We start from the raw sequence: 13073 nt of genomic DNA, 5'->3' as shown, positions 1-13073 counted from the left end.
CTCCCTTAAATGACCTTTGCCGTATTCGTGAGCTTGTCCAGCAATGCCGGGACGTCCGCGACCTTGATGCCCGCAGCGCGGCGCGCCGGTTCTTCGACCTTGAGCGTCGTCAGTCGGGGCCGGACATCCACCCCGAGGGCGTCGGGCGACGTCACGTCGAGCGGCTTCTTCTTCGCCTTCATGATGTTGGGCAGCGTGACATACCGGGGCTCGTTGAGTCGCAGATCGGTGGTGACGACTGCCGGAAGCGACATGGCAATGGTTTCCAGTCCGCCGTCCACCTCTCTCGTCACCGTGATCTCTCCGGGGGTGACGTCGATTCGGGAGGCGAAGGTCGCCTGTGGCAGATCCAGCAGCGCGGCAAGCATCTGGCCTGTCTGGTTAGCATCGTCGTCGATCGCCTGCTTGCCCAGAACAATGATGTCCGGCTGCTCTTTCTCGACGATGGCTTTGAGCAGTTTGGCAACGGCGAGCGGCTGCAACTCGGCGGCCGTTTCGATGAGCACGCCACGATCGGCGCCGATGGCCAAGGCCGTCCGCAAAGACTCCTGGGACTGTGCCGTACCGCACGACACCGCGACGACTTCCGTGGCGGCGCCGGCTTCCTTCCATCGCACCGCTTGTTCGATGGCGATTTCGTCGAACGGATTGACGCTCATTTTCACGTTCGCCAGGTCGACGCCACTTTGGTCGGCCTTGACGCGAATCTTCACGTTGTAATCGACGACTCGCTTGACTGCGACAAGAATTTTCATGCTTTCTCTCAATGGATGTAAGGCATCGCGAGGGATCGACGACGATGCCATGGTGCGGTTCCCGGCGTTGTCAGTCGGTCAGCAATGCGGACAAATCTGCTTCTGCAAAGCCGAATCCTGTCGTCTCACCGAGCGCTCGCAGGTCTCGCGTCAGTTGGGCTTCGGGCTGCTGTCTTGCCCACCAGACGGGGCCGCCGAGCCAACGGGGAAAGCCATAGCCGTGCACCATCACGACGTCGACATCGCTCGGACGGTGGGCGACACCTTCGGTCAACAGGAGCCCGGCCTCGTTGACCATGGCGAGCAGTGCCCGTCGTTGAATGGTCTCTGGCGTCAGTGCCTGACGCGCGCGATTCCGGTCGCGGCGCGCCTGTTCGATGACGGCACGCACCGTGGAATCCGTGGTGCCAGAGGCGTTGCCGTTGGCGTAGGTGTAGTAGCCCGCGCCGCTTTTCCGCCCCAGTCGGCCCTGCTCGCATAGCGTGTCGGGAATCGACACGTACCTGACGCGCGGGTCACGCGTCGGTGCTTGTGCTTTGCGCATACGCCACGCAATGTCGAGTCCGGACAGATCCGCAACCGCAAACGGCCCCATCGCGAATCCCAGCGCCGTGAGCGCGTTGTCGATATCTTCCGGCCAGGCGCCATCTTCGAGCATGAATTCGCATTCGCGCCGGTAGGCCTGATAGATCCGGTTGCCAATGAAGCCGAACGCGTTTCTTGTCAGCACGGGGACTTTGCGCAGGCGAGCTCCGAGCGCCATGCCGACGCCGATCGCCTCCGGCGACGTCTTCGTCGCGCGCACCACTTCGAGCAGCCTCATCACGTTGGCGGGACTGAAGAAGTGGAGCCCGAGGACAGCTTCGGGGCGTTGCGTTGCCTCGGCGATCGCATCGACGTCCAGGTACGACGTGTTCGTCGCGAGAATGGCGCCGGGGCGCGCATAGCGATCAATCTTCTTGAAAACGTCGCGTTTGACGTCGAGCGCCTCGAACACCGCTTCGATGACCAGATCGACCGCGGAGAGCGTGTCCCAATCGGTGGTTGCCGTCAGTGCGGAAGTGCGGGCTTCCGCCACCTCGGCGGCCATCTTCTTGGCGTTCGTGCGGTCTTTGTAATGCGTCACGATACGCGTCTTGCCCCGTTCGACCGCGGCGTCGTCCTGGTCCAGCAACGTGACGCGGATGCCCGCGTCCAACAGCGCTATCGCAATGCCCGTGCCCATCGTTCCCGCGCCGATCACGGCGACCCGTGCGAGTGGCTGCGCGGGTGTCTTTGCCTCGTCGGGAACCCGTGTCGCCTGGCGCTCTGCCTTGAACTGATAGCGCAACGCTTCGGCTTCCGGGGTCGCCAGCAAATGCAGGAATTGCTCGCGCTCAATCTTTAGGCCATCATCCCACGCCTGTGCGGATGCGGCCAAGGCGGTCAGTGTGGCAGCGTACGCCGGTTGAAGCTTCTGGCGTGCGCTCAGAGACGCACGCTTTGCCTCGATCAGCGCATTCACTGCGGTCGGATCCAGACGGGACCGGCGCGCTTGGGGGAGTGGCTCGTCGCTGTTGGCAAGCGAAATGGCACAGGCGAGGGCGGCGCTCAACGTGTCGGTTTCGACGACGTCGTGGAACAGTGCTGTGTCCGAAAGGGACTTCGCAAGGACGGGCTGTCCGCCCAGTACCAGTTCGGCGGCACGTTCGATACCGATCAGTCGCGGCAGCCGTTGGGTGCCGCCGCTGCCGGGAATCAATCCCAGATGGATCTCGGGCAGGCCGATACGGGCCGACGCAAGCGCGACCCGTGCGTGGCAGGCAAGGGCGAGTTCCAGTCCGCCGCCCAGCGCAACGCCGTCGATGGCGGCCACAACGGGCTTCGACGAATTTTCAATATGTTCGAGAACGTCCCGGAGTATGGGGGCGCACAGTTGGCGCGGCGTGCCAAATTCTGTCACGTCAGCGCCGGCAGAGAAGGCCTTGGCCGTGCCGGCGAGCACTATGCCCCTGACGGACGGATCGGTTTGCGCGAGGCGCACTTGCTCGACGATGTTGGCGCGCAGCGAGTGATTCAGGCTGTTGACCGGCGGATGGTCGAGAGAAACGACGGCGATGCCTTGACTGACGGTGTACATGAGCGAGCGGTATCGAGGGTTCGCGAATCGACGGGGGGGCGGAGTCAGCCGGCACGCATCAGATGCTTGCCGATGACCAACTGCTGAATTTGCGTGGTGCCCTCGTACAGTCGCAGCAAGCGAACATCGCGATAGAAGCGCTCGACCTTGTACTCGTTGATGTAGCCGGCGCCGCCGTGGATCTGCACGCCGCGATCCGCGACACGGCCAACCATTTCCGTCGTGAACATCTTGGCGCACGACGCCTGCATGCTGACCTCCGGGTCGCTCACGCCAACGGGCTTGGCGTCGTACTTACTGGCCGCGGCTTGAACGAGCGACCATCCGGCGAGCAACTCTGCCTGGCTATCGGCAAGCATTGCCTGAACGAGCTGGAAGTCGCCGATGCGTTTGCCGAATTGCTTTCGCTGCGCGGCGTAGGCGATGCTTTCGCTCAGAATCCGGTTCGCCATGCCGCAGGCCAGCGCCGAAACGTGGAGGCGGCCGCGATCGATGATCTTCATTGCCGTCTTGAAACCCATGCCGGGCACGCCGCCGATGATGTTGGCCGCCGGCACTCTGACGCCATCGAGATTCACGTCGCAGGTTTTGGTCCCGCGCTGCCCCATCTTCTTGTCGGGCTTGCCCAGGCTCAGTCCGGGGAGGCCAGCGGGCACGATGAACGCACTGATGCCTCCGGCCCCGGCGTCGCCGGTTCGGGCCATGAGCGTGAAGGCCCCGGCACGCGGCGCATTGGTGATGAATCGTTTCGTTCCCGTCAGCAGGTAGTCGTCGCCATCGCGAACGGCTCGCGTGCGCAGCGACGCCGCGTCGGATCCTGCGTCCGGTTCCGTGAGCGCAAACGATACGATCAACTCACCGCTGGCGATTCGCGGCAGAAAGGCCGCCTTCTGCTCGGGCGTGCCGTCCATCAGAATGCCCTGCGATCCGATGCCGATGTTGGTGCCCACGACGGATCGGAAGGCAAGCGCCGTTTGCCCGAGCGCGTAGGCGACTTGAACTTCCTGGCTCATCGACAGGCCGATGCCCCCGAATTCCTCCGGAATCGAGAGGCCGAACAGCCCCAGCGTGCGCATGTCGTCCACGATGTCTGCAGGAACGTCGTCCTGTTCTTCGACGATGTCTTCCGCGGGGACGAGCCGCTCCTGAATGAACCGCTCCACGCTGGCCTGAAGAAGGTGGAATGTTTCCTGATCGAGAGCCATCTGCCACTCCTGAAATGCTGTCAATGGGATGACACACATTCTGGAGAATTCGATTGCTTTAAACAATCACAAGAGGCGTTGACATTCTGTCAAATAATCTTTTCCAATGGTGAGGTCGTTCCTCGGGGTGCCGCGGTGCCGCGGTGCAGCGGGCTTGGCGAGCCGATGTCGGCTCGTTCCCGATGGCGCTTACGCCAGCGCCGTCCCCTTCATTTCGCGGCTCATGAACACCGCCACCATCGAGACCGGGCTGACCGCGATGACGTAGCCGGCCGGCGCGAGCTTGGAGCCGGTCACGCCAATGGGCCACGTCGCGATGAACTGTGCGAATCCCCCGAGCACGGACACACCCAGACCGTAGACGATGGCCAGGCCCGTCGCGCGAATCCTGAGTGGAAAGACTTCAGTGATGTTTATGCCGATGCCTTTGAGCGTGTCCCGGTTGCGAAGATGGCTTTGAGTCCACGACTGCAATAAGCTGAGCCGATCTAGCAACGGCGCAGCATGCGCGGGCGATATGCCAACTCGTATGATTGCCGGCCGTCTGGCAAAAAAAAGATTCGCTATTCAGTGAGAAGCGCCCGATCGGGCGCTTCTCGCTTTGGGCAGGCTACTTCATGTACTTGACGGTCACGGTACCTGTCACCTTGTTCTTCCCGATCTCATAATCCGGGTCGTAGGTGGCGAGATTGTGTGCGGCAATTCCGATAGCCGCACCTACGCCGAAGATAGCCGCCGGGCTAAATATCGTTGCCAGGGAGGCGGAGCGGTATTCCGTGTATACGCGGCATTCCAAATCGGACTTTTCGATTCTTCCTTCGATCACCTCGACGACCTTGCCGATATCGGCGACGCCCACGACTTGGAACGATGCGCGAGCACCAATGAGTTGGTTGAGTCGTTCTCCGCCGAGTTCGTCGGCGGCAAATTTTTGAATGTCGACGGACATTTGTAGTCCTTCCAAGAGTGGAAATTTCGGACGCAGGACCTCGTCGTTGCGTCGGCCAGCGGCACTGCGGTGTCGCCGCTTACCCCGTCAGTGGTGCTGATCTGGCGTCCGACGGTATCCAAGTGCATTTGAGGGGCTGTGGGGTATTGCCTTAATTGCAGTTACGCTGATCCTGGAAGTCAAAGTCACTCAACTTGGCCCATCCGACGACACGCCCCGCATTCTGGTTCGGGTTTGGTTTATCGTAGTCAGGAACGGTCGCCAACTGTACAAAGCCGCCAGGCGCCTGTGCCTTGATGGTGAACGCCTCCATCGAGGTGAGTACACGTTTGCCTGAGCTGGTATTCGGTGCGTCGGCGAGATTGATCGGCGATTTCATGACAAACCGACCTCCCGCGCCCACTTTTGTCTTGGGGAATACGCACTGCCCAACGTGGTTGGCAGCGAATGCGGTCGCCGAGCAGGCAAAGCCGATGGCGATAGCCATGACTGTGGTGATCTTCTTCATGATGTTCCTTGTAGTGATAGAGCGATTGAGGTGCTGATCTGCCGCTTTTCGAGCCGGTCAGATAAGTCCAATGAGGACGAAAGTTGCAATCCAAACCCAGAAGTACGCTTTGGGCTGGCGCAACGAGGCGGCCCGCCTCCACAGGTACACGGGCACGATGAATGCGAACTTGCCGAAAGAAGACGTATCCACGCCTGCGCGCTTGAGTTGCCGATCGTCCAGCAGGCTTAAGCCAATGTTGACCAACAACGTGATGTACCAGTACTGGTTCGACCGCAACGCTGCGGTAGCTGCCGTACTTGCCAAATAGTCAGGGGCAATAGCGGCGGCAAAGGTCGCCTCGAGAAATGCCCCGATGATCGGCGCAAACGCGAGGATCCACACGATAGTGTTGCTAATGCGTGTAGCTGGCAGCACCGGCGGCGCACTCGCCTGACGCAAATGCACGGCCAGATCAGTCTCGGCAAGCGGCGTCCAATCTGCCAAGCCTTGCGACCAGACTAGGGTCTTCCCATCGATAGTGCGGTTCTGAATCAACGCTCCGATCTCGGTGGCGCTAATGGCGCCGATACGCTGACCGTTCTTTTCGTAATGCCATGAATCCGTCATGAAGCACCTTTCTCCTTGAAAGTTTGATGTGTTTACTCTACAAATGCCGGCAAACCCTCGCCCTGCCCACTGACCTCCGCGTCACGGCGGATTCGCAGGGCAAAGGATCACAATATTTTTGAAGTATATAGTCATCATTAATTGATGTGTTTACAGCGTCGTTAATTAGTCATCAAGCGGGCATCCTGCCGTTCATGACTGCCAAACGACAGGACGCCATTGGTGTCCGCCAACCGGCCCCTATTTCGCTTGCATTGGGCAAGCGGATTAAGCAGTGCCGGCATGCCATAGAGAAATCACAGGAAACACTGGCGTTTGAGGCGCACGTGGATCGGACGTATATCTCTGCGATAGAGCGCGGCGTGGCGAACCCATCAATTGAGACGATCGCCAACATTTGCCATGTGTTGGGTGTAACGCTCGCCGAGCTATTCGAGCCGCTTGGTAAGGTGTCCCTGGCGCCGACGGGTACACGCCGCGCAAATGCGGCAACCCCGCCAGAAATCAAGCGTCAGCGTTTGCGCTAGCGATATCTCGGATCGAGACACCTCCAAGCAATTTGACGCCTCGGGAAGCTGATGGCGACTGATAGCGAAATAGCGTGTCGTTGTGTCGAGCAACACGTGCATTGAACCCTGCAAGACCGGGTTCATTTCCCGTTGGGTCGATCAGCAGTAATCCTTGCGTATCGAAGGTGCGAGCGTTCTGGCGTCCCTCAATACCGATAACGAGCGCCGCGCGCCGTTTGACGGGATGCCGCTGCTGCCAGCCGATGATGACCGGCCATCCGGAGTCGAGCTCACGTTGCACAAAGCACAATAGGTCATGTCCTGAGGCCGTACACGTCGCAGGTCGTACCCCAAGATTCAACTTCGCGACAAAGCTAGCAAGTTCGGCGAGTGTCATCCCGTTGAGGTAATGCGGCCAGACGTCGTCCCAAACTTTTTGCTCAGCCCCCTTGCCGTGGTACGGCAGATACACCGGATCTGTCAGTTTGCCAAGAAGCGCGAGCGCCATGGCAGCACAGTGCAACGTGCTGCCGCCGTCCCAATGGCCTTGCCGACTGAACAGTGGGTTGCCGGTTTGAGCGACGACCGGTTGCTGACCGAGCCGGATGGCCGGATGAAATTTGTGAATCACCATGATCAATACTCATCAGGCAGCAGGATGGTGGTGGTCAACCGATCAGCTTCGGTGATGATCCACACCTTCTGTTCGCCGCCGAGCGGGTAGCAGGACAGCACACGTCGCCCTGCCACGACCGACAGGTCGTTTTGCTCCCGATCGGCTTCAGGTAGGTCGCCCCAGTCGCCGCGAGCATGGCGGTTGACCAAGGTAAAGATCGAGGCGCCAGCCGACTGGATCGCATCGACGGCGGCAGGCGTTGCCAACAAGCGGCCGAGTGGCAGGCGAGCGCGTCGGATGGGTAAAGTGGAATTCATCGAAATATCCTCCTAGATAGGGGCGAGCAGCGGCCTCCGAACGAATCGGACGTGCCGTTGAATGGAACCAATGGGGAAATGCCAGACGCAGAACGCGTCCGTAGGTGATGGTTGGTGCGGTAACTAGCGCACTTCGGATGCGAGCGCGTTGGGGTAGTGCTTGGCGAGAATCTTGTTCATTCGGTCGACGAGATCGGCGCGCAGGAACGTCAAATGGCCATTTCCGTTCTTGAACCAACGCAACTGGAAATAGGCGTTCTCGGCCTCTGACTTGCGTAGACGCTGGGCGTGCGAAATGAGCGACGATAGGCCATGCCGATGATCCGGCTCGGGCTTGCCATCGAGCACGCTGAACACTCGCGTTAGATCGTCCAGTTCGTTGGTGATGTGATAATTTGAGCTCCCTTGCGAGAGGAGATAGCGCACGATGATGCGCTTGCCGAACCTGAACGGCGAATTGGATTTGTAGTCCCACGACAGCCGGCGAAAGCACTGAAGCACGCCGCGCTCGAACATATCGCCGCGTGCGCCGTAGAGCTGGGCGAACGTGGCTTCGATATTGGCGGCGGTGAGTTCTGGCACGTCGCCCTCTGCGATCTGCCGGCTCCACTGCTCACGTGCCTTGGCGTCCATGAACGTACGCATACCGGATTCCGACAGCAGGTAATTCCAGCCATGGGCGTCGATGAGACGCACCATGGCGGCTTGGGCTTCGTCGCGTTTGGCGTAGTCGCCGGTGACGCTGGGACGACCGCGGCAGCCATAACTTTCGTCGAGGACAAGCCGGGGAAATCGTAGATGCGCTACGGTGGCGAGTTGTTGGGCTTCGCCGAGCAGGTCGAGCGCGGCGTGGATGCGCTCGACGATAGCGGTGCGCTGATTGGCGAGGTTGGCGATGCTGATGCTCTTGACGAGGTCGGTGGTGTCCATGGGGCATGGTGGGTTTGGTTTGAACGGGAAAGATGAGAACGGGCATAAGTGCCGGGCAGCGTGCCCGGCGCTTATGCCGTGATGTCACGATCAGCGAGCTAGGACAGATCGGCTAACCGACGGCGCAGGGCGATAGCCCGAGCTTGTGAGCAGCCGAGGTGACGACGAATGTCAGTGACGGTGGGGCGTAGCCGTCCGGCTGCGATGTCCTGAGCAAGTTGCTTCACGTCGTGACTACCGGTCTCCGGTGCCGGTGACTGCGAGATGGCGGCGTCGTGCAGGACACGAACAGCACGATCTCTGTCGTTACCATCGTGACTCTGCGTGACTGGAGGCGCGACTGGCCGTGCCGAGAGAGGTTGAAAGGCAAGGCGCCAGAGCAGGCACGCGACACCTTCCAGTACTGCCGCAAAAGCCAGACCCGTCAGCAGATCGACGCGCACACCGGTCGTGCCGAGTAACGCCGCGAGTCGCGCAGTCACGGGATCCGTCGACAACGGGTCGAGTTGGGCGATGGCGCGGTCGTCCGACGCTTGCGCGCGACGAACATCGCTGGCTTCCGCGTCAAGTGCCTCGAGTCTGGCGAAAAGTGTGTTGCGGCGTACCGCCAGCGTTGTGCATTTACCGGAACACGACTGGGTGTTAGCGACCGCCAGTCGTGCCAAGACGTCCGCTCGTTCTCCCATGACGATGGTAAGACTGCGCTTCACAGGTGCCGCCAGGACAATGGGCTCAGCGCTTGCGCGGATCTGTGCGGCGTGCTGCTGGGCGAACAGGAGGAAGTAGGCGTGACTGTTGATGGTCGCGAGCATGCATGCGGCCCACAGCCAGTAGCCTACCCACCGGATGCCCCCCGTAGCACCTCGCAGCAACGCGGGTAACAGATGGGCGCTCATTACCAGCACGACGCCTAACGTGACCCACACGACTCGCTCGGCTAGCATTCCGCCGCGTTGCCCGCCAGCAATGATCGAAATGCTGATGGCGGTGGCCGTTGCCGCGACCGCCAGCCAAAACGCCAGACGTTCAGCCGGGCGGCCCCGCGTCATGCTGCCCGGCCTTCGTGGTGGGTACCCAGCCGTGCGGCCCGCCGATCCAGCCGGTCCTTGAGACTAGACTGCGCAGGAGAATCCGGAGCATCTTCCTTGTTAGACGGCTGGTTCTCAGATGGCTCGGCGGGATAGAACTCTTCCGCAACGGCTGCCCTATCTTCGACGCTTTCCTCGAACGCGCCATTGCGAAATCCCGCCCGCGCTGCGTCGTCCAGTGCGTTTTGGTCGAACCCGGCCGTCTTGCGCTGTGTAGCCAGTTCGACGGCTTCGGCAATGGCATCTACCAGCGCACTACCGCTACTTACGCCAATGTCTGCGTAGTAGATGGGCGAGCGATAGCTCTGCGTGGTCGACTTGCCTCGCAGCTTGAGCTCCAGCGGCAGGCACGCGAGCCGGTTGCCGGATACTGCACTGAAGTAATGCAGGCGCGCGGCCAGCGTGAGGATCGAGTTGTACGAAGTGGTGCGGAAAATGAACGAGCCCATTTCGTCTTCGTCGCCGATCAGGACGTTCAAACGCCCATAGGGCTTGCAAGCTCCCGATTTACCGAAGGCGCATCCGTCGGGGGACGGGCACGGCAATTCTGCGATGCCGGCTTCACCGGCGCGGCGACAGGTCTCGCCATTACCGACGCACACCGGACGGCCGGACTCGCGGTCGAAGCAGGCGTATTCGGCTCGAAGATTTAGGTCTGGGTCGTTAAACAGAAACCGAACGGGGATCGAGCGCAGCTTGCCGGTATTGGCTTTGCGCAGGGATTCGTTCAGGGGATGCAGCATCCAGCCGTCGCGTTGCTGGATCTGGGTGGTCAGGGTGAACTGGTCATCCTTTTCAGGAAGACGTTTGCCGTTCTTCTCGACGACACGACCGATGGAGATTCGCCCAACGACGGGCGGGGTAATCGCAAGACCTTTGAGCATGTAAGGACTCCAATTAGAGACTGAGAAATGAAACTGGAGATGGGAGGTATACGAAGCTGCGAACGAGCTTGACGATCTAGCCCTGCACGAGGAAGCGGCGCGAACCCGGTTTCGTGATGCCATACTGGGTGGAGAGTTCGGGGTGGTCGGCCAGCAGCCGCTTGAGGTCGATGCCGGTGCCGTCCTTGCTGCGTTTGTAAGAAACGGAGCCGGTCTCAAACTGCGCACGATCCGCGTCGCCCATCGCTTGGGTGAGCGTATGTTTCAATTGCGCTTCGATCGTCTGGCGGGCTTCAATCTCCGCTCGAACCGAGACGAGATCGGCAAACGTTGCAGAGAGCGCACGGTCGCCCGTGAAATCCACTGTGGCGCCTGTGCCTGGATAGAGGCAGCGCAATGCCCGATCGGCCGATGCCGAGCCGTCGGCGGGCGGTGGAGTATCGGTCTGCACGTAATGCCAGAACGCCGCTTCGAGCTCGATCAGCCGTGCAATCAATGCGTCGTCGCGGACAATCCGGTGGACTTCGAGCGTCTGACCGCATAGCAGCACCGCCACGTCGGCGGCGAGTTTCCCGGTGACGGCCAACTGGTGTTGGATCTGAAGCTGAACGTATTCCGGCACCCCGTCGCGCCACAGCCGAGCGCCGAATTCTCCCGCCGTCTTGCATTCGAGAATCGACACTTCGGGAGCTCCGACGATCTCCCGGTCGATATTGGCGAGTATCCAGGCAACGGTGGGATGCCGGAGCACAGCGTTGACGCGCCGCACTCGACGTCCGGTCTGCTTGGTGTAGGCCGCTGCGACGACCGGTTCAAGCAACGTGCCCCAATACACGGGATCGGTGGTGTCATCGGGATCGGGCGAAGGCAGATCGGCGTCTCGCCCGGTCTTGATCATCCACAATTCCAGAGGACTCATGTAGGGACTCAGTCCTACGGCGGCAGCGGCGTCGGAGCCGCCAATCCCGGTTTTTCTCACCGACAGCCAATCCTCGCGGGACAGGGAGGTGGTGTCGACCAACCGAAGCGCTGGACGATGCCGGTTACGGCTGGCGGGTTCAGGGTGTGGCATGGCAATCTCCCAAAATAAGAACGCCCGGCGGGGAAGATCCCGGCCGGGCCGTATGACGATATGACGTGGTGGGCGAGGATTTAGGCAACCAGCTTCATCGCTTCGTCCCAGGCTTGTTGCTTGAGCGCCGCACCGGCGCCGAACCAGGCGGCGTCGCGCCGGTGATCGTCGCTGCGAGCACGTCGATGGTGATCCACATGTTCGGTGATGGCATTGACCAACCCCCAGGCCGTGCCCGCTGCGGACGCCAGCGTTGCGCCTTTACCGCGACCGGCGTACAACTCCCCAACCGCCTTGACGGCACGTTCATTCACAGCAATCGCATCACGATCGGCTGTACTCGTAGTGGAATAGGTGAGCACCCGGCGGAAAAATGCCTCTGCGGTGGTGTCGGAGACTTTGCGTTCTGCCAACGCCTTGGTGCGGACCATGAAGGCGTCCCACGACGAGACTGCGATGCCGAGCTGGCGTTTGACGGCTTGAGCGTTGAACTGCGAGCGGTGAGGGACCTTGACCGCGCCGACGTTGTTATCCAGCGCAATCGCCAGCGTGTTATTACAGACGACACGAACCGATGTGAATTGAGCGGTTGTTGCGAGCGTGCCGTCGCAGGCAGTTGCTAACAACAGATAGCCGTTGACCTGATCGCGGTCTTTGAGCGTGCCGCTTTGACCCGTGCGTGCGAGTGCCCACAGTTTGCGCCCCTCCTTGAGGACGCCCGCCGTCTCAAGCTCGAACCCACCGACTTCCGTTAGATCCTTGTAAAAGTCCAAGATTTCGGAGGGCTGTACGACCTGATAGCGGGCGGACACGACAGACAGCGGAGCCTTAGTATCGGAGCGGTAGAGGACTTTCTGATCGGGAAACGTGTGGATCGAGCTAAGATCACGGCTGCCGGAAGCGACGAAGCGCACTTCGGCTTCTTCGATATGCCAGTCCATACCGGCGGCTTTTGCCCAGACGTCGAGCGATTGTTTGGGGGGTAGTCGGTTGCCAAGGCCGTGCCACGGTTGATCGCCGACATAGGCCATCGATTTGACGAGATGCATGAAATTTGCTCCTGAAAAGCATAAAGCCCGGCGCAAAGGCCGGGCTTTATGCTGGCTTACTGGGTAGGTAATTTGGGATGCTAGCAATTGCGGAACGTGCGTCCGCAGTCAAGGCAGCGGATGTTGTTGAGCACGTTCGTATCAACGGCTTGGCCAAGTGCCGCGCCGACGGCACAGCCTGTTGTTCCGCTGAGGAGGCACCCGAGAATCGCGCCGGTGAGACTGCCTAATGCGGCGCCAGCGGGGCCTATCACCATGCCAATTGCTGCACCTGTCTCGGCGCCAGCTAGCGTCGCTGCAGCACCGCCGGCAGCGCCAGCAAGCGCCCCGAAAGCACCGCCGATTCGTGCTGCGCGATCGAGGTCTTCATACCGTCCTGATTGACAGCGGGGGCATTGAATCGTCATCTCAATCTCCGTATAAAGTGATGTGACAAGTAGGTCCGGCGAAAGCCGGACCTACT

At 60.8% G+C, this 13073-nt stretch carries 15 protein-coding genes; 1 reads left to right on the top strand and 14 read right to left on the bottom strand.

What is annotated here, in order from left to right; genetic code table 11:
* Window positions 1-5 precede the first annotated feature (5 nt).
* From PEP31012_RS00785 to PEP31012_RS00755, 7 genes are all read right to left on the bottom strand, one after another.
* The gene (locus tag PEP31012_RS00785) at window positions 6-755 is read right to left on the bottom strand and encodes an electron transfer flavoprotein subunit beta/FixA family protein (protein ID WP_150588012.1); all 750 of its coding nucleotides are present in this window, start codon (window positions 753-755) and stop codon (window positions 6-8) included.
* Window positions 756-825: 70 nt separating this feature from the next.
* On the bottom strand, window positions 826-2874 hold the full coding sequence (locus tag PEP31012_RS00780) for an FAD-dependent oxidoreductase (RefSeq protein ID WP_150587469.1): 2049 nt from the start codon (window positions 2872-2874) through the stop codon (window positions 826-828).
* A 44-nt stretch (window positions 2875-2918) separates the two neighbouring features.
* The gene (locus tag PEP31012_RS00775; protein ID WP_150587468.1) at window positions 2919-4079 is read right to left on the bottom strand and encodes an acyl-CoA dehydrogenase family protein; all 1161 of its coding nucleotides are present in this window, start codon (window positions 4077-4079) and stop codon (window positions 2919-2921) included.
* Window positions 4080-4268: 189 nt separating this feature from the next.
* On the bottom strand, window positions 4269-4553 hold the full coding sequence (locus PEP31012_RS00770; protein WP_174978064.1) for a hypothetical protein: 285 nt from the start codon (window positions 4551-4553) through the stop codon (window positions 4269-4271).
* A 136-nt stretch (window positions 4554-4689) separates the two neighbouring features.
* Window positions 4690-5028, bottom strand: coding sequence for a hypothetical protein (locus PEP31012_RS00765; protein ID WP_217427096.1), 339 nt, complete (start codon window positions 5026-5028; stop codon window positions 4690-4692).
* A gap of 151 nt (window positions 5029-5179) precedes the next feature.
* Window positions 5180-5536, bottom strand: coding sequence for a hypothetical protein (locus PEP31012_RS00760; RefSeq protein WP_150587467.1), 357 nt, complete (start codon window positions 5534-5536; stop codon window positions 5180-5182).
* A gap of 57 nt (window positions 5537-5593) precedes the next feature.
* Window positions 5594-6145 (bottom strand): DUF4339 domain-containing protein, encoded by a 552-nt coding sequence (locus PEP31012_RS00755; protein WP_150587466.1) that lies wholly within the window; start codon window positions 6143-6145, stop codon window positions 5594-5596.
* A 182-nt stretch (window positions 6146-6327) separates the two neighbouring features.
* Here PEP31012_RS00755 and PEP31012_RS00750 point away from each other — a divergent pair, with 182 nt between their 5' ends.
* On the top strand, window positions 6328-6672 hold the full coding sequence (locus tag PEP31012_RS00750; RefSeq protein WP_425494915.1) for a helix-turn-helix domain-containing protein: 345 nt from the start codon (window positions 6328-6330) through the stop codon (window positions 6670-6672).
* On the opposite strand, the gene PEP31012_RS00745 is transcribed toward PEP31012_RS00750, so the two are convergent.
* From PEP31012_RS00745 to PEP31012_RS00715, 7 genes are all read right to left on the bottom strand, one after another.
* Window positions 6650-7288 (bottom strand): hypothetical protein, encoded by a 639-nt coding sequence (locus PEP31012_RS00745; protein WP_150587464.1) that lies wholly within the window; start codon window positions 7286-7288, stop codon window positions 6650-6652. The genes PEP31012_RS00750 and PEP31012_RS00745 overlap by 23 nt on opposite strands.
* 2 nt (window positions 7289-7290) lie before the next feature.
* Window positions 7291-7587, bottom strand: coding sequence for a hypothetical protein (locus PEP31012_RS00740; protein ID WP_150587463.1), 297 nt, complete (start codon window positions 7585-7587; stop codon window positions 7291-7293).
* 123 nt (window positions 7588-7710) lie between these two features.
* Window positions 7711-8517, bottom strand: a complete 807-nt coding sequence (locus tag PEP31012_RS00735) for a DUF4942 domain-containing protein (RefSeq protein WP_150587462.1) — start codon at window positions 8515-8517, stop codon at window positions 7711-7713.
* Between the two features lie 98 nt (window positions 8518-8615).
* A complete protein-coding gene (locus PEP31012_RS00730; RefSeq protein WP_150587461.1) occupies window positions 8616-9566 on the bottom strand; it encodes a hypothetical protein in 951 nt (316 codons plus the stop codon).
* Entirely contained in the window at window positions 9563-10489 is a 927-nt protein-coding gene (locus PEP31012_RS00725) for a recombination directionality factor (RefSeq protein WP_150587460.1), read from the bottom strand. Before PEP31012_RS00725 ends, PEP31012_RS00730 begins: the two co-directional genes overlap by 4 nt.
* A gap of 76 nt (window positions 10490-10565) precedes the next feature.
* The gene (locus tag PEP31012_RS00720; RefSeq protein ID WP_150587459.1) at window positions 10566-11561 is read right to left on the bottom strand and encodes a YqaJ viral recombinase family nuclease; all 996 of its coding nucleotides are present in this window, start codon (window positions 11559-11561) and stop codon (window positions 10566-10568) included.
* Between the two features lie 80 nt (window positions 11562-11641).
* A complete protein-coding gene (locus PEP31012_RS00715; protein WP_150587458.1) occupies window positions 11642-12610 on the bottom strand; it encodes a DUF932 domain-containing protein in 969 nt (322 codons plus the stop codon).
* Window positions 12611-13073: the final 463 nt, after the last annotated feature.

Source organism: Pandoraea eparura (assembly GCF_902459725.1).
In the GTDB taxonomy this organism is placed as follows: Bacteria; Pseudomonadota; Gammaproteobacteria; order Burkholderiales; family Burkholderiaceae; genus Pandoraea; species Pandoraea eparura.
The sequence above is the reverse complement of the archived record's forward strand: the minus strand, read 5'-3'. Positions and strand labels throughout refer to the sequence as shown.